This is a genomic window from Streptomyces sp. NPDC107500 (assembly GCF_055582785.1).
The window spans coordinates 68,816-87,405 of the sequence record NZ_JBVJPF010000010.1; the positions used below are offsets into that span (position 1 = coordinate 68,816).

General features: G+C 73.1%; 4 protein-coding genes. All 4 read right to left on the bottom strand.

Annotated features, from left to right (window positions below; genetic code table 11):
• Positions 1 to 3: 3 nt before the first annotated feature.
• From ACZ67M_RS34315 to ACZ67M_RS34330, 4 genes are read right to left on the bottom strand one after another with little or no spacing between them, the layout of a single operon-like run.
• A complete protein-coding gene (locus ACZ67M_RS34315; RefSeq protein ID WP_361363138.1) occupies positions 4 to 1,347 on the bottom strand; it encodes an NAD(P)/FAD-dependent oxidoreductase in 1,344 nt (447 codons plus the stop codon).
• Positions 1,348 to 1,404: 57 nt separating this feature from the next.
• Positions 1,405 to 2,193 carry an arylamine N-acetyltransferase gene (locus tag ACZ67M_RS34320; protein ID WP_361363141.1) on the bottom strand — a complete coding sequence of 263 codons (789 nt, stop codon included), beginning with the start codon at positions 2,191 to 2,193 and terminating at the stop codon, positions 1,405 to 1,407.
• A 23-nt stretch (positions 2,194 to 2,216) separates the two neighbouring features.
• Entirely contained in the window at positions 2,217 to 12,914 is a 10,698-nt protein-coding gene (locus tag ACZ67M_RS34325) for a type I polyketide synthase (protein WP_469853951.1), read from the bottom strand.
• A 50-nt stretch (positions 12,915 to 12,964) separates the two neighbouring features.
• The gene (locus ACZ67M_RS34330; RefSeq protein WP_469854102.1) at positions 12,965 to 18,586 is read right to left on the bottom strand and encodes a type I polyketide synthase; all 5,622 of its coding nucleotides are present in this window, start codon (positions 18,584 to 18,586) and stop codon (positions 12,965 to 12,967) included.
• Between the last annotated feature and the right edge of the window lie 4 nt (positions 18,587 to 18,590).

The following is an 18,590-nucleotide window of genomic DNA, read 5'->3' on the forward strand; positions in this document are numbered from 1 at the left end:
GTCCTACCGGCCCGCCGTCACCCGGCGGACGCGGGCCTCGGACCGCTCCTTGCGGTCGACTTCGTCCAGGTGCGGGTAGGACGGGCAGCCGTAGACCCGCTGGAACGGCTCGAAGGTGTCCCACTCCTTGCGGCGGCGCATCTCCTGGGCCACCGAGTTGTGCTCGCTCCAGAAGTCGCCGCCGATCAGCCTGACGAGGTACTTCTCCAGGGTTTCGCGGTCGGTGGAGCGGGCGGCGTCGGCGGCCATGGCGACCAGTTCGCCGTCGTAGTAGGCGTGGATGAGCCGGATGTAGGTGTCGTAGCCGGTCTTGAAGTAGTTGGAGTACCGCTCCATCACGCGGTCCTCGGCCGACGGGTCGGCCAGCACCTCGCCGAGCGTCTCGGCGGCGCGCACGGCGGTGGCGGTGGCGACCAGGACGCCGCCGGAGAACATGGGGTCGCCGAAGCAGCCGGCGTCGCCCACCATCAGCCAGCCGGGGCCGGTGACGGTGTCGGTGTGGTAGCAGTAGTCGGTCTCGACCTTGAGGTCCATGGAGGGGCGGGTGCCGGTCAGGCGGGACACGATCCTCGGCACCCGGGCGAGGTGCTCCTCGAACCGCTCGTTCGCCGTCGAGCCGCGCAGCACGTCACGCGGCATGACCGTGCCGACGCTGATGGTGTCCTTGGTCAGCGGGATCGCCCAGACCCAGCCGTCGTCGTGGGCGCCGACCTGGATGTCGCCCTCGACACCGAGGTTGTGGCTCTCGTCGAGGCCGCTGTAGTGGCGGAAGACGGCCACCATGCGCAGCTTCTCCAGGGTCTTGCGCAGCCCGAAGCGGTTGGCGATGCGTCCGGAGCGGCCGCTGGCGTCGACGACGTATGCGGCGTGCACCTCGTGCGTCTCGCCGTCGCGCTGGTAGCGGGCGCCGACCATCCGGTCGCCCTCCATGAGCAGCTCGTCGACGTTGGCGCCGAACAGGACGCGGGCGCCGGCGGCCTCGGCCTGCTCGGCGAGCATCCGGTCGAACCTGGCGCGCTCGACCTGGAAGGCGTTGTCGTGCCGGCCGGCGCCCTGCTTGGTGAAGTCGGCCCGGAAGACGCCCTCGAAGAACTTCTTCTCGGTCGGGTCGATGAACTCGCCGCCGAACTTGGGCACGTAGCCCTGCGACGCGACCGTCTCCCGCAGTCCGATCCGCTCGAACAGGCCCATCATGTACGGCAGCAGTGACTCACCGATGTGGAACCGGGAGCTCAGCTCCTTCTCCAGGAGCACCACGGAGTGCCCCTGTTTGGCGAGCATGTAGGCACAGACCGAGCCGGCCGGCCCTCCGCCGATCACGACCACATCGGCTGTTTCCTTCGCCATCTTCTTCCCTTTCTGGTGCCAGTTCGTTTGACGGACGCGTTGGGTGACAGGAATGGGTCAGTGGAATTCGTCGGACAGCAGGTGCGAGACCAGCCGTTCGTGCTCGCCGTCCTCCGTGATCGTGCGCGCCTCTTCACGGCCGTCGCGGACCGTCAGGTAGCGGCGTCCCTTCAGGACGGCCTGACCGTTCCCGAAAGTCCGGCCGCACAGGATCTTCATGCCGTCCTGCGGTCCGGTGTCCGCGGCGATCTCCCGGGCGAGGAACTCCTCCATCTCCGTCCAGTCGCTCCACTGCCGGGCCTGTGGCGTGAAGGTGTAGACGACGCTCCACCGCGTGATCCTTCCCCGCCGCTGTAGAGCGGTCCTGGATCCCCGGTCGATCAGGCGGTACTGGCAGCCGTACTGGCTCTGCACCTGGTCGGAGACGCGCAGCGGCTCCACGTAGGAGGGACCGGGGTAGCCGACGTCCACGAGCCACTCGGCGCCGTCCAGGGCAACGCGGTTGAACATGTGCTCCACGTCGAGCCCGGACGCCTCCCACCCCTCCGCGGTGCTGGCTGCCAGCAGCGTGACGTCGTAGCCCAGTTCGGTCAGCAGCCGGCGGAACAGGCGGTTGAGCTGGAAGCAGGTGCCGCCGCGCCCCTGGACGACGCACGTCTCGAACGTGGCGTCCTCGTCGACGTCGACGAGCCGCACCCCGTCCCGGAAGTCCTGGGTGGCGCCGTTGTACGGGATCGCCATGAGGTGGTGCCTGTGCAGCTTCCGCAGCGTCGCGATGTCCACACCGGTGTCGCCGGCGCAGCCGATCCGCGCCAGGTACCTCTCCACGTCGAACACTCTCGTCACCTTTCTCATGGGAGATCGCCGCGTCACACGGAGACCGCTGCGGGCTGAGCCGCCTGTTCGCCGCACATCAGCCCGTGCAGGTGGGCGGCGAGCAGGCCCGCCGTCGGGCAGTCGAAGACCAGGTTGGGCGGCAGCCTGCGCTCGGTCAGGTCGCGCAGCCGGTTGCGCAGCTCGATGGAGGTGAGGGAGTCGAAACCGACCTCGAACAGCCCCTGGTCGGCGTCGATCCGGTACGTGGCGCCGTGGCCGAGCACCGCGGCCACCTGGTCCCGGACCAGGTCGAGCAGCATCCGCGCCTGCTCGGCGGAGGTGAGGCCGGCCAGCCGCTCGGACAGTGCCTTGCCCTGGACCGAGGCGCTCGCGGTGTGGGCCGCCTGGCGGCCGGGGCGGACCAGGCCGCGCAGCATGTGCGGGACTCCGCCGTCCCCGGTGCGGGCGCGCAGCGACGTCAGGTCCAGCTTCGCGGGCACGAGCTGTGCCTGCCCGGAGCCCAGCGCCGCGTCGAACAGTTCCATGCCCTCGGCCGGGGTGATCGCCCGCAGTCCGCCGCGCCGGTTCATCCGCGCCTTGGTGAGGTCGTCGGTGCCGGCCGCCATGCCGCCGCCGGTCTGCTCCCACAGGCCCCAGGCCAGCGAGAGCCCCGGCAGGCCGGCCGCGTGACGGTTGGCCATCAGTCCGTCCAGGTAGGCGTTGGCCGCCGCGTAACTGCCGCTGCCCGCACCCATGAAGACCGCCGAGACGGACGAGTAGACGACGAAGGCGTCGAGCGCCAGGCCACGGGTCAGCTCGTCCAGGTGCCGTACGGCGTCCACCTTCGGCGCGAACACCCGCGCCAGCCGCTCCGGCGTCAGCGCCCCGATCACACCGTCGTCGGTCACGCCCGCGGTGTGGACGATTCCGCGCAGCGGATACTCCTGCGGCACACCGGCGAGCAGCTCCTCGACCTGCGCCCGGTCGGACACATCACAGGCCACGACCTCCACGGCCGCACCCCGCCCCGCCAGCTCCGCCACCAGCTCCGCCGCACCCTCGGCCTCCGGACCACGACGACTGGCCAGCACCAGACGCCGCACCCCGTGCCGCGCGACCAGATGCCGGGCCACCACACCACCCAGCGAACCCGCACCCGAAACCAGAACCGTCCCCTCGTCCCCGAACACCGCGTCCGCATCCACGACACGCTCCGCGGCGCGGACGAGGCGCGGCACCGAAAGGGTGCCGCCACGTACGGCGACCTGCGGTTCTCCGGCGGCCAGCGCCAGACCCAGCGCGGGCAGCGCGGCCTCGACGGACTCCGTGTCGTCCGGATCGGCGTCGACGAGGACGATGCGGTCCGGGTTCTCGGCCTGCGCGGCCCGCACCAGACCCCACACCGCCGACGCGGCCGGGTCGGACACCGTCCCGGAGCCACCGGCGGGTACCGCGCCCCGGGTCACCACGGCCAGCCGCGTCTCGTCCAGTGCCGGCCCGTCCAGCCAGCACTGCACGGCCTCCAGCACCCGGGTGGCCAGATCCAGGGCCGCGGACTCGTCCTGGCCGCCGACGGCTTCCAGTACCGCGAGGGCCGGTGCGGCGGCGCCCGACTCGATGTCGTCGGCGAGCGTCGCCACCTCCTCGGCGGTGGCCACCGGCGACCAGGTCGGCGCGGTCTCCGTGCCCTGGAGCGGCAGCAGTTCGGTCCACTCCACTCGGAACAGGGAGTCGGCACGCGTGGTGTCCGCCGCCGTGTCGAGCTGTTCGGCGGAGACCACCCGGGACACCAGGGAGTCCATCGTCACGACCAGGGCACCGGCCTCGTCCGCCGCCGCCAGCGACAGCGCGTCCTGCTCGGTCAGCGCCAGGCGCACCCGCAGGACGGAGGCCCCGGCGGCGTGCAGCACCAGGCCGTTCCACGCGAACGGCAGCCGCAGCTCCGCTTCACCGGGCCCGCCGTCAGCGCCCTCGGCCGGTGCCGGCCCCGCGATCTGGAGCAGCGGCGAGTGCAGGGCGGCGTCGAGCAGCGCGGGGTGGATGCCGAACCGTCCGGCTCCCTCGCGGTGTCCCTCGGGCAGGGCGACCTCGGCGAAGATCTCGTCGTCACGGCGCCACAGGGCACGTACGCCCTGGAACGCCGGGCCGTAGCCGTATCCCACCTCGGTGAGGAGGTCGTAGCCGCCGTCGACGGCCACCGGCTGCGCGCCGGGAGGCGGCCAGGCGGCGAAGTCGAACCCACCTGCTACGGCGCCGGGTTGGGGAGCGAGGGCCAGCATGCCGGTGGCGTGCCGGGTCCACGCGTCCGCGCCGGTGCGCAGGGTGGCGTCGTCGCGCCGCGAGTACACGTCGACGGTGCGCGACCCGTTCTCGCCGGCCGCGCCGACGGCCACCTGGACCCGCACCCCGCCCTGCTCCGGCACCACCAACGGCGCCTCGATCACCAGCTCTTCGAGCACCCCGCAGCCGGCCTCGTCACCGGCACGCACGGCCAGTTCGACCAGCCCCGTGCCGGGCACCAGCACCACACCGCCGACCCGGTGGTCGGCGAGCCAGGGCTGCGCCTTCAGCGACAGGCGGGAGGTGAACACCAGCCCGTCGGAGTGCGGAAGCTCCACCATCGCGCCGAGCAGCGGGTGATCGGTACCGGCCAGCCCGAGCGAGGTGGCGTCGGTGGGGGCGTCGGTGGCCTGGAGCCAGTAGTGCTGGTGGTCGAAGGCGTACGTGGGCAGTTCCACGCGGGCCGATGTGGCCCCGTCGGGAAGGATGCCGTTCCAGTCGACGGGGACGCCGCGCACGAACAACTCGGCCATCGACGTGAGCAGACGACGCAGGCCGCCGTCCTCGCGACGCAGGGAACCGGTGACCGTGGTGCCGGTGTCGTCGAGGATCTCGGTGATCGGCTGGACGAGTACCGGGTGGGCGCTGACTTCCACGAAGATGCCGTGGCCCTGCTTCAGGAGGGCGGCCACCGCGGGGCCGAAGCCGACCTGACTGCGGAGGTTGCGGTACCAGTAGCCGCCGTCCAGGACGCCTTCGTTCTCGATCCATTCGCCCGTCACGGTCGAGTAGAACGGGATCGACGGGCCCTGGGCTGTGACTCCGGCGAGGGTCTCGGCGAGGGTGTCGCGGATGTCCTCCACGTGCCGGGTGTGGGAGGCGTAGTCCACCGCGACCCTGCGCACCCGGATTCCGTCGGCGGCCAGCGCCTCCAGTGCTTCGTCCAGCGCTTCGGCGTCACCGGCGATCACCACGGAGGACGGCCCGTTGACGGCGGCGACCTCCACGCGGTCCGCCCAGCGCTCCAAGCGCCCGGCCGCCTCGCTCTCGCTCAGCGCGACCGAGGCCATACCGCCCCGCCCGGCGAGCTGTCCGGCAATGGCCTGACTGCGCAGCGCCACCACCCGCGCCGCATCCTCCAACGACAAAGCACCACTGACCGCAGCCGCCGCGATCTCACCCTGCGAATGCCCCAGCACCACATCGGGCTCGACACCCACCGACTGCCAGACGGCCGCCAGACCCACCATCACCGCGAAACTCGCCGGCTGAAGGACATCGACCCGCTCCATCAGACCCGGGTCGGCATCCCCACGCAGTACGTCGATCAACGACCAGTCGATGAACGGCTCCAGGGCCGCCGCACACGCGGTGATCCGCTCGGCGAACACCGGCGACGCGTCGAGGAGTTCCCGGCCCATGCCCGCCCACTGCGAGCCCTGACCCGGGAACACCCACACCACCTTGCCCGGCGTGCCCGAACCGCTCACCTTCCCGGTGATCAGACCGGCCGGGTTCTCACCGCGTTCCAGGGAGCGCAGGCCCTCCAGGGCCTCCCCCTCGGAGTCGGCCACCACGACGGCGCGCTCGGTCAGCAGCGCCCTCCTGGTGATCAGTGACCTGGCGACGCCGGTCAGAGAGCCCTCGCCGGACTGTTCGACGAAGTTCGCGAGCCGCCCGGCCTGCCCGGCCAGCGACGCCGTGCTGCGCGCCGACAGGACCAGCGGCACCACACCACCGGAGGACGGAGCCGGGACCGTGTCCTCCTTGTCGGCAGGGGCCTCCTCGAGGATCAGGTGCGCGTTCGTGCCGCTGATGCCGAACGAGGACACTCCCGCGCGACGGGGACGGCCCTCACGCGGCCACTCCCGCGCCTCGGTCAGCAGCTCCACCGCACCCGCCGACCAGTCCACCTGCGTCGTGGGCGCGTCCACGTGGAGGGTGGGCGGCATGACGCCGTGCCGCAGCGCCTGCACCATCTTGATCACACTGCCCACACCGGCGGCCGCCTGCGTGTGACCGATGTTCGACTTCAGCGAACCGAGCCACAGCGGGCGGTCGGCGTCACGGCCCTTGCCGTAGGTCGCCAGCAGGGCCTGCGCCTCGATCGGGTCGCCCAGCGCCGTGCCCGTTCCGTGGCCCTCCACAACGTCGACGTCGGTGGCGGAGAGGCCGGCGCCGGCGAGCGCCTTGCGGATCACGCGCTGCTGCGAGGGACCGTTGGGAGCCGTAAGACCGTTGGACGCGCCGTCCTGGTTCACCGCACTGCCCCGCAGCACGGCCAGGACCTCGTGCCCGCGCTCCCGTGCCACCGACAGGCGTTCCAGGACGACCAGGCCGACGCCCTCGGCCCAGCCGGTGCCGTCCGCGCCGTCGGCGTAGGCCTTGCAGCGGCCGTCTCCGGCCAGGCCCCGCTGGCGGGAGAACTCCACGAAGCTGACCGGAGTCGCCATCACCGTCACGCCGCCGGCGAGCGCCATCGAGCACTCGCCCTGGCGCAGGGCCTGCGCGGCCAGGTGCATCGCCACCAGCGACGAGGAGCACGCCGTGTCGACGGTGACCGCCGGGCCCTCGAAGCCGAAGACGTACGACACCCGGCCCGACGCGACACTCGACGCCGTGCCCGTGCTCGCGAAGCCTTCCAGTTCCGGTGCGCTCACACCGGCCCCGTAGCCCTGGCTGGACACACCGGAGAACATGCCGACATCCGTGCCCTTCAGCGAGAGCGGGTCGATCCCGGCGCTCTCGAACGCCTCCCACGAGGTCTCCAGGAGCAGTCGCTGCTGCGGGTCCATGGCGAGCGCCTCACGGGGCGAGATCCCGAAGAAGCCCGCGTCGAACAGGCCCGCTTCGCGTACGAAGCCGCCCTGGGTGGTGTAGGAGGTGCCCGCGCTCTCCGGATCGGGGTCGAAGAGGCCCTCCAGGTCCCAGCCGCGGTCGTCGGGGAAGGCGGACATGCCCTCGCGGCCTTCGGAGACGAGCCGCCACAGGTCGTCGGGGCCGTTCACGCCGCCGGGCAGGCGGCAGGACATGCCCACGATCGCGATCGGCTCGTCGGGGTCCGCGGCGCGTACGGGGGAAGCGGCCGGGGTGCCGGGCGTCGCCGTGTCCCCGAACTCCTCGCGCAGGTAGCCGGCGAGGGCCTGCGGTGTCGGGTAGTCGAAGATCAGCGTGGCGGGCAGCTTGAGGCCGGTCGCCTCACGCAGCCGGTTGCGCAGCTCCACCGAGGTGAGCGAGTCGAATCCGGCCTCGTTGAAAGCGGTGTCGGCGCGGACGCTGTCCGGTCCGTCGTGGCCGAGGACGACCGCGGCCTGGGAGCGTACGAGGTCGAGGAGCAGGGCGTCCCGTTCCGCCTCGGTGAGCCCGGACAGGCGCCGGGGCAGGTCGTTCTCCTGGCCGGCCGCCGCCCGTGCCTGGCGGCGTCCCGTCGGTACGAGGCCGCGCAGCAGGTGCGGGACCGGCGCCCCGGCCACGGCTCCGGCCCGAGCACCGCCCAGGTCCATCCTGATCGGTACGAGCAGCGCCCGCTCGGACACGAGGGCGGCGTCGAGCAGTTCCATGCCCTGCGCGGCGGTGATCGCCAGGACGCCCCCGCGGTCGGCGCGTGCCTGGTCGGCGTCGCCGAGGTGGGCGGTCATTCCGGCGTCCTGCTCCCACAGGCCCCAGGCGAGCGAGAGGCCGGGCAGGCCGGCGGCCCGGCGGTCGGCCATCAGACCGTCCAGGAAGGCGTTGGCCGCCGCGTAGTTGCCCTGGCCGGCCGATCCGAACACGCCGGAGGCGGAGGAGAACACGACGAACGTGTCGAGGTCGGTGCCGCGGGTCAGCGCGTCGAGGTGGCGTACCGCGTCGACCTTGGGTGCGAACACCTTCGCCAGGCGCTGGGCATCGAGCGCCCCGATGACTCCGTCGTCGAGGACGCCCGCGGTGTGGACCACGCCGCGCAGGGGGTGTTCGTCGGGTATGCGGGCGAGGAGGGCCGCGGTCTGCTCCCGGTCGGACACGTCGCAGGCCGCGACCGTCACGGCCGCGCCCCGCTCGGTGAGTTCGGCGGCCAGTTCCCGTGCGCCCTCGGCGTCCGGGCCGCGCCGGCTGACCAGGAGGAGGTGCCGTACGCCGTGTCGCGCGACCAGGTGCCGGGCGACCAGGCCGCCCAGTGATCCGGTGCCGCCGGTGATGAGTACCGTCCCCTGCGGGGTGAGGGCACCGGCGGATTCCGGGGCGGGTCCGCCGGCGCGGGCGAGCCGGGGCACCTTCAGTGCCGTACCGCGCACGGCGACCTGGGGTTCTCCGGCGGCCCGCACGGCGCCCAGCACGGGCACGACCCCGCCGGCGGCGGCCGGATCGGCGTCGATCAGGATGATCCGGTCGGGGTTCTCGGCCTGGGCGGAGCGCACCAGCCCCCACACGGCCGCACCGGCGGGATCGGTCACCACGCCGTCCCCGGCGGGCACCGCGCCCCGGGTCGCCACCACGAGCCGGGACTCGTCGAGGCCGTCGGCGGCCAGCCAGGCCTGCACCACGCCCAGCACGTGTGCGGTGAGCGCCAGTACGGCGTCCGGGTGCTGGAGGGCGTCGGCGTCGACGGCGTCCAGCACCGCGAACTCCGGTGTCCCGGCGTTCCGGGCCAGTTCCGCCACGTCGTCCGCGGTGGCCACCGGCGCCCAGGTGGGGGTGTCGAGGGCCGGTTGGGCGGCGGGTGCCTCGGTCCAGTCCACCTGGAACAGCGAGTCGGCGACCGCCGAGTCCGTCGCCGACTCCAACTGGTCGGCGGAGACCGGCCGCGACACCAGGGAGTCGAGGCTCACGACCGGGCCGCCGGTCTCGTCGGCCGCTTCGAGTGTCACGGCGCCGGGTCCGGCGGTGCCGAGGCGGATACGCAGTGCGGAGGCGCCCGCGGCGTGCAGCTCCAGGCCGTTCCAGGCGAACGGCAGGACCGGCCGACCGGGTTCCTGGGCCGTCGTGTCCGACTCGGTGCCGAACATTCCGGCGTGCAGGGCGGCGTCGAGGAGCGCCGGGTGGATGCCGAACCGGTCCGCGCCGGCACGCTGCTCCTCGGGCAGGGCGGCCTCGGCGAAGACCTCGTCACCGCGCCGCCACACGGCGCGCAGGCCCTGGAACGCGGGGCCGTAGCCGTAGCCGAGCGCGGTCAGGTCGCCGTAGAAGTCGCCGGTGTCGACGGGCTCGGCGCCGGGCGGCGGCCAGGCGGTGAAGTCGAATCCCTTCCGCGGGGCCGTGGGTGCGGTGGTCAGCGTGGCGGCGGCGTGCCGTGTCCACGCGGCCCCGTCGCCGGGGGCGTCCTCACGCTGGGAGAACACCTCGACGGTGCGCGACCCGTTCGCGTCCGGGCCGCCCACCGCGACCTGGAGCCGCACCCCGCCCCGCTCCGGCACCACCAACGGCGCCTCGATCACCAGCTCTTCCAGCGAACCGCAGCCGGCCTCGTCACCGGCGCGCACGGCCAGCTCCACCAGGCCGGTGCCGGGCACCAGCACCACTCCACCGACCCGGTGATCACCGAGCCACGGCTGCGCCTTCAACGACAGACGGGAGGTGAACACCAGCCCGTCGGTCTGCGGCAACCGCACCACCGCGCCGAGCAGCGGATGGTCAGCAGCCGCCTGCCCGAGCGACGCCGCGTCCGTCACGGACCCCGCCGTCTCCAGCCAGTAGTGCTGACGGTCGAAGGCGTATGTCGGCAGTTCCACTCGTCCCGACGCGGCGCCCTCCGGCAGCACGCCGGACCAGTCCACCGGCACGCCGCGCACGAACAGCTCCGCCATCGAGGCCAGCAGGGTCCGCTCCTCCGGGCGGCCGTCGCGCAGCGCCGGTACGCAGGCCGGGGCGGCGCCCGCGGCGGTCGCCGTCTCCTCGACCAGACCGGTCAGGGCCGCGCCCGGGCCCAGTTCGACGAAGAGCCCGGCGCCGTACTCGACGGCGGCGGCGATGCCGTCGGCGAACCTGACCGGCCGCCGCACGTGGCCGGCCCAGTACTCCGGTCCGGTGAGTTCGTCGGGCGCGGCGAGACGCCCGGTCACGTTCGAGATCACGGGGATGGCCGGCGCCCGCCACTCCACCTCGGTCAGTTCCGCCGCGAAGTCGGCCAGCATCGGCTCCATGCGCAGGGAGTGGAACGCGTGGGAGACGGCGAGCCGCTTGGTCTTGCGGCCCTGCTCCCGCAGCCGCCCGGCCGCGGCGAGTACGGCGTCCTCGTCGCCGGAGAGCACCACGGAGGCGGGGCCGTTGACCGCGGCGACCTCCACCCCGTCGCCGAGCAGTCCGGCGACCTCCGTCTCGTCGGCGGCCACCGCGACCATCGCCCCGCCCGGGGGCAGGGCCTGCATGAGCCGGCCCCGTGCGGCGACCAGGCGTGCCGCGTCCCGCAGCGACAGCACTCCGGCCGCGTGCGCGGCGGCGACCTCGCCGATCGAGTGTCCGACGACCGCGTCCGGTCGTACGCCCCAGGATTCCAGGAGCCGGAACAGGGCGGTTTCGACGGCGAACAGGGCGGCCTGGGTGAACACCGTCTGGTTCAGCAGTTCGGTGCTGCCCGGTGCCGTGCCGAGGATCACGTCGCGTACCGGGTGGTCGATCCACCCGGCGAGGAACGCCTCCAGTTGCTCGCACGCCTCGTCCAGGGCGCGGGCGAACACCGGGTAGCGCTCGTACAGTTCACGTCCGGCGCCCGCGCGCTGCGAGCCCTGGCCCGGGAAGACCCACACGACCTTGCCCGGTCCGCCGGTGCCGGCCGCCCTGCCGGTGATCACACCGGCCGCGTGGTCGCCCCGGTCCAGGGCACCGAGGCCGTCCAGGGCCTCCTGCTGCGAGCCGGCCAGGACGACGGCGCGCTCGCGCAGCAGCGCCCGTTCGGACAGCAGCGCCTTCGCGACACGGGGAAGCCGCAGGGCCTCCGGGGTGTCCGACGGGTCCTGCGGTCCGGCGTCCAGGTATGCGGCGAGCCGTCCGGCCTGGCCCGCCAGGGAGCCCTCGTTGTACGCCGACACCACCAGGGGCGTGAGCCCACCCGGCGCGGGCAGCGGTGCCGTCTTCTCCTCGACCGGCGCCTCGTCGGCGGGCGCATCCTCTGCCGGCGCCTCCTCCGGCGCCTCTTCCAGGATCAGGTGCGCGTTCGTCCCGCTGATGCCGAACGAGGAGACTCCGGCACGCCGCGGGTGGCCGTTGCGGGGCCAGTCCCGGGCCTCGCTGAGCAGCTCGATCGCGCCCGCCGTCCAGTCGACCTCGGTCGTCGGCTCCTGGGCGTGCAGCGTCGGGGGCATGACACCGTGCCGCAGCGCCTCGACCATCTTGATGACGCTGGACACGCCCGCGGCGGCCTGCGTGTGTCCGATGTTCGACTTCAAGGACCCCAGCCACAGGGGATGTTCGGGATCACGGCCCTGCCCGTACGTGGCCAGCAGGGCCTGCGCCTCGATCGGGTCGCCCAGCGCCGTGCCCGTGCCGTGCCCCTCGACCACGTCCACGTCGGCGGAGACAAGGCCGGCCCCCGCCAGCGCCTTGCGGATCACGCGCTGCTGCGAGGGCCCGTTGGGCGCCGTGAGACCGTTGGACGCGCCGTCCTGGTTCACCGCGCTGCCCCGGATGACCGCGAGGACCCGGTGCCCGCGCTCCCGGGCCTCCGACAGCCGCTCCAGGACGACCACACCCGCGCCCTCGGCCAGGCCCATCCCGTCGGCGCCGTCCGCGTACGCCTTGCACCGGCCGTCGGCGGCCATGCCCTGCTGGCGGGAGAAGACCACGAAGGTGCCCGGTGTCGCCATCACCATCGCGCCACCGGCCAGGGCGAGTGAGCACTCACCCTGGCGCAGTGCCTGCGCGGCCAGGTGGATGGCGACGAGCGACGACGAACAGGCCGTGTCCACGGACACGGCGGGGCCCTCGAAGCCGAAGACGTACGACACCCGGCCGGACGCCACGCTCGACGCCACGCCGGTCCCGGTGAAGCTCTCCAGCTCGGGGGCGACGCCGCCCGCGCCGGACCCGTAACCCTGACTGGAGACACCGGAGAAGACGCCGACGTCCGTGCCCTTCAGGGCGACCGGGTCGATGCCCGCACGCTCCAGGGCCTCCCAGGAGGTCTCCAGGAGCAGCCGCTGCTGCGGGTCCATCGCCAGCGCCTCACGCGGCGAGATCCCGAAGAACCCGGCGTCGAACTCGCCCGCGCCCTGGAGGAAGCCGCCCTGGTCCGTGTAGGAGGTGCCGGGATTGTCGGGGTCCGGGTCGAACAGGCCGTCCAGCTCCCAGCCCCGGTCCTGGGGGAATCCCGAGACGCCGTCCCGCCCCTCGTGCACCAGACGCCACAGATCCTCGGGACCCGTCACGCCTCCCGGCAGCCGGCACGCCATGCCCACGATCGCTATCGGCTCACCCGCGTGCGAGGAGCCCTGCTTGCGCAGGGTGTGCAGTTCCGTCGTGACGCGCTTGAGGTACTTGAGGAGTTTTTCGTCCGTGGCCATGCGTCAGTCCTCACGAGTGATTTGGCGGTACCGGCTGCCCTGAACCGGCGTCACACGAGCCCGAGTTCTCCGTCGATGAAGTCGAGGACTTCGTCGGCCGATGCGGATTCCAGCTTCTCCGCCACCGTGGAACCGTCCGTCTGCTCGACGACCCCATTGCACCTGGCCACCAGGCCCTGGAGCCGCAGCGCGATACCGGTTCTCATGGATTCGTCGAGGCTCACTGAACCGAGGAGCGACTCGACGTCCGCGATTTTCGTGTTCACCCTCGAGAGCACGTCGTCGCCGATGCCCAGCTCCTCGCGCAGGAAGCGGGCGAGCACGAGCGGGGTCGGGTGGTCGAAGACCAGCGTGGCGGGCAGTTTCCGGCCCGTCACCTCGCGCATCCGGTTGCGCAGCTCCACCGACGTGAGGGAGTCGAACCCGACGTCCTTGAACGCGGTCTCCGCCTTGACGCTCTCCGGTCCGCTGTGGCCGAGCACGACCGCGGCCTGAGTGCGTACCAGGTCCAGCAGCACGGCCTCCTGCTCCGTTCCGGGGAGTCCGGACAGGCGCTCCAGGAGGTCGCCGCCGGCCGCGGTGGACGCCGTGGCGCGCACCTGCTGCCGGCCGGCGGGTACGAGGCCGCGCAGCAGGTGCGGCACCGCGCCGCCGGCCGCCGCACCGGCCCGCACGCCTCGCAGGTCCAGTTTGACCGGTACGAGCAGTGCGTCCGCGGTGCCGATCGCGGCGTCGAACAGCTCCATGCCCTCGGCGGGCTGGAGCGCGACGACCCCGTCACGGTTGGCGCGCCGGCTCATCCGGACCTGGTCGTCGGCGCTGAGGTGGGTGGTCATGTTGGTGGCGTGCGCCCAGGTGCCCCAGGACAGGGAGAGCCCGGGCAGGCCGGCCGCGCGGCGCTGGGCCATCAGCCCGTCCAGGAAGGCGTTGGCGGCCGCGTAGCCGCTGCTGCCGGCGCCCATGAAGACGGAGGAGGCGGAGGAGTAGACGACGAAGGCGTCCAGGGCCAGCGGCCGGGTCAGCTCGTCCAGATTCCGTACGGCGTCCACCTTGGGCGCGAAGACCTTCGCCAGCCGCTCCGGAGTCAGCGTCTCCACGAGTCCGGCCTCGAAGACACCGGCCGTGTGCACCACACCCCGCAGGGGGTGCTCCTCGGGTACCTGCGCGAGCAGGGCCTCGACCTGCGCCCGGTCGGACATGTCGCAGGCCACGACGGAGACCGCCGCCCCGTGTCCGGTCAGCTCGGCCGCGAGTTCCCGCACACCGTCGGCGTCCGGGCCCCGGCGGCTGGCCAGGACCAGGTGCCGTACGCCGTGCTCGACGACGAGGTGCCGGGTGACGAGTTCGCCCAGGGACCCGCCGCCCGACACGAGGACGGTTCCGTGCGGACCGAAGACCGGCTGCGCGTCGGACGCACCGGCGCGGGCGAGACGGGGCACCCTCAGTGCCGTTCCCCGCACGGCGACCTGGGGCTCGCCGCCGGCCAGCACCGCCGCGAGGACCGAGTCCGGCACCGGCTCCAGGCCGCCTTCGGCGTCGGGGTCGGTGTCCAGGAGTACGACGCGATCCGGGTTCTCGGACTGCACGGCCCGCACCAGGCCCCACACCGCCGACCCCGCCGGGTCGGTCACCTCCCCCGTCTCGCCGGCGGCGACCGCGCCCCGGGTGACGACCACGAGCCGTGACTCGTCCAGCCCTTCCGCGGCCAGCCAGGTCTGCACCGCCGTGAGGACGCGCGAGGTCAGCGCGAGCACGGCATCGTCGGTGGTACCGCCCACCGCCTCCAGGACGGCCACGTCCGGGACGACGGCGGCTTCGGCCAGCATGCCGATCTCGTCCGCGCCGCGCACCGCCGCCCGCGAGGGCAGGGCCCCGACCGCCGGGGCCGGGGGCAGCTCGCTCCACTCCACCCGGAACAAGGAGTCGGCGACCACGGTGCCCGCGGCCGAGTCCAACTGCTCCGCGGACACCGCCCGGGAGACCAGCGAGTCCATCGTCACGACCGGTGCGCCGGTCTCGTCCGCCGCCTCGACCGACAGGGCGTCCGGTCCGCTCGGGGCGACGCGCACCCGCAGCGCCGAGGCGCCCGCGGCGTGCAGCACCAGGCCGTTCCACGCGAAGGCCAGGACGGGCCGGCCGGTCTCGTCCTCCGGGGTGTCCGCCGTCGTCGCGCCCCGGAACGTGCCGGTCTGGAGGACCGCGTCCAGCAGGGCGGGATGGATGCCGAACCCGGCCGCCTCGTCGCGGTACTCCTCGGGCAGGGCGACTTCGGCGAAGACCTCGTCGCCGCGCCGCCACGCCGTCCGCACCCCCTGGAACGCCGGTCCGTAGTCCACGCCGCGCTCGCGCAGCTCCGCGTAGAAGTCGGCGGCGTCGACCTCGACCCGCTGGGCGCCGGGAGGCGGCCAGGCGGCGAAGTCGAAGCCGGTCGTGCGGGCCGCGGCCGACACCGCGAGGATTCCGGTGGCGTGCCGCGTCCACGCGTCCCCTTCACCGGGAACGTCGTCGCGCCGCGAATGCACCTCGACGGTGCGCGACCCGTTCTCGCCGGCCGCGCCGACGGCCACCTGGACCCGCACCCCGCCCTGCTCCGGCACCACCAACGGCGCCTCGATCACCAGCTCTTCGAGCACCCCGGACCCGGCCTCGTCACCGGCCCGCACGGCCAGCTCCACCAGTCCCGTGCCGGGAAGCAGCGCCAGTCCGCCGATCGCGTGGTCGGCGAGCCAGGGGTGGGTCTTGAGCGACAGGCGGGAGGTGAACACCAGTCCGTCGGAGTGCGGAAGCTCCACCATCGCGCCGAGCAGCGGGTGATCGGTACCGGCCAGCCCGAGAGAGGTGGCGTCGGTGGGGGCGTCGGTGGCCTGGAGCCAGTAGTGCTGGTGGTCGAAGGCGTACGTGGGCAGTTCGACGCGGGCCGAGGTGGCCCCGTCGGGAAGGATGCCGGACCAGTCGACCGGCACGCCGCGCACGAAGACTTCGGCCATCGACGTGAGCAGACGGCGCAGGCCGCCGTCCTCGCGACGCAGCGAACCGGTAACCGTGGTGCCGGTGACCGTCGTGTCGGTGTCGTCGAGGATCTCGGTGATCGGCTGGACCAGCACCGGGTGGGCGCTGACCTCGACGAAGACACCGTGGCCCTGACGGACCAGCTCACCCACCGCCGGGCCGAAGCCGACCTGGCCTCGGAGGTTGCGGTACCAGTAACCGCCGTCCAGGACGCCTTCGTTCTCGATCCACTCCCCGGTGACGGTCGAGTAGAACGGGATGGACGGGGCCTGGGCTGTGACTCCGGCGAGCGTCTCGGCGAGCGTGTCGCGGATGTCCTCCACGTGCCGGGTGTGGGAGGCGTAGTCCACCGCGACCCTGCGCACCCGGATTCCGTCGGCGGCCAGCGCCTCCAAGGCCTCGTCCAGCGCCTCGGCGTCACCCGCGATCACCACGGACGAGGGCCCGTTGACAGCGGCCACCTCCACGCGGCCCGCCCAACGCTTCAAGCGCCCGGCCGCCTCGCCCTCGCTCAGCGCGACCGAGGCCATACCGCCACGCCCGGCGAGCTGCCCGGCAATGGCCTGACTGCGCAGCGCCACCACCCGCGCCGCATCCTCCAACGACAGCGCACCCGACACACACGCAGCCGCGATCTCACCCTGCGAATGACCGAGCACCGCATCGGGCTCGACGCCAACCGAAGACCAGACGGCCGCCAGCCCCACCATCACCGCGAAGCTCGCCGGCTGGAGAACGTCGACCCGCTCCATCAGACCCGGGTCGGCATCCCCACGCAGTACGTCGATCAACGACCAGTCGATGAACGGCTCCAGGGCCGCCGCGCACGCGGAGATCCGCTCCGCGAACACCGGCGAGGCGTCGAGGAGTTCCCGGCCCATGCCCGCCCACTGCGAGCCCTGACCCGGGAACACCCACACCACCCGGCCGGGCGTCCCCGAGCTGCCGGACACCACACCAGGCGCACTCTCACCCGCGGCAAGCGCCCGCAGACCGGCCACAGCCTCCTCACCCGAGTCGGCCACCACCACCGCACGCTCACTCAGCACCGCACGCCCACCGGCCAACGCACCGGCGACGTCCGTCAGGTCGACCCCGTCGTTCTGCTCGACGAAGGACGCGAGCCGCCCCGCCTGCCCCGACAGCGACCCCGCACTCCGCGCCGACACCACCAGCGGCACCACACCGCCAGAGGTCGGAGCCGGGACCGCGTCCTCGTCCTCGGCAGGCGCCTCCTCCAGAATCAGGTGCGCGTTCGTCCCGCTCACGCCGAAGGACGAGACACCCGCGCGACGGGGGCGCCCCTCGCGCGGCCACTCCCGTCCCTCGGTCAGCAGCTCCACCGCGCCCGCCGACCAGTCCACCTCGCTCGTGGGCGCGTCGACGTGCAGGGTGGGCGGCATGACGCCGTGCCGCAGCGCCTGCACCATCTTGATCACACTGCCCACACCGGCGGCCGCCTGCGTGTGACCCACGTTCGACTTCAACGAACCGAGCCACAGCGGCCGTTCCGGATCGCGACCCTGCCCGTAGGTGGCCAGCAGCGCCTGCGCCTCGATCGGATCGCCCAGTGCCGTGCCCGTCCCGTGCGCCTCGACGACGTCCACGTCGGGCGCCGAGAGCCCTGCACTTGCCAGCGCCCGCCGGATCACCCGCTGCTGCGAGGGACCGTTGGGAGCCGTAAGACCGTTGGACGCACCGTCCTGGTTCACCGCACTGCCCTGCAGGACGGCGAGAACCTTGTGCCCGCGCTTCCGGGCGACGGACAGGCGCTCCAGGAGCACCACCCCGACGCCCTCGGCGAGGCCCATGCCGTCCGCGCCCTCCGCGAACGCCTTGCAGCGCCCGTCGGAGGCCAGGCCCCGCTGACGCGAGAACGCGACGAAGTTGCCGGGCGTGGCCATCACCATCGCGCCGCCCGCCAGCGCCATCGAGCACTCGCCCTGCCGCAGGGCCTGGGCCGCGAGGTGGATGGCCACCAACGAGGAGGAGCAGGCGGTGTCGAGGGACACCGCGGGGCCCTCGAAGCCGAAGACGTACGACACCCGGCCCGACGCCACGCTCGACGACGCCCCGGTGCCCGCGAAGCCCTCGGACTCCGGGGTCACCACCCCGGCGCTCGCGCCGTAGCCCTGTCCGGAGAGGCCGGAGAAGACTCCGACGTCGGCGCCCTTGAGCGAGAGGGGGTCAATGCCCGCGCGCTCGACCGCCTCCCACGAGGTCTCCAGGAGCAGGCGCTGGTGCGGGTCCATCGCGAGGGCCTCACGCGGCGAGATCCCGAAGAACCCCGCGTCGAACAGGCCCGCGCCCTCCAGGAAGCCGCCCTGGGTGACGTACGACGTACCCGCGTGGTCGGGGTCGGCGTCGAAGAGGCCCTCCAGGTCCCAGCCCCGGTCCTGGGGGAAGTCGGTGACCGCGTCCGTGCCTTCGGAGACCAGCGTCCACAGTGCCTCGGGCGAGGAGACACCACCGGGGTACCGGCAGGCCATGGAGACGATGGCGATCGGTTCGCGCGCCTCCTCCTGGACCTCGCGCAGCCGCTTGCGGGCAGTGCGGGCGTCGGCGATGGCCCGCTTGAGATAGTCGCGGAGTTCTGCCTCGTCAGCCACTGGATTCAACCCCCAGGAAAGGAATGTGTGCGGTGGCCTCGGACGGCCATGGATGCCT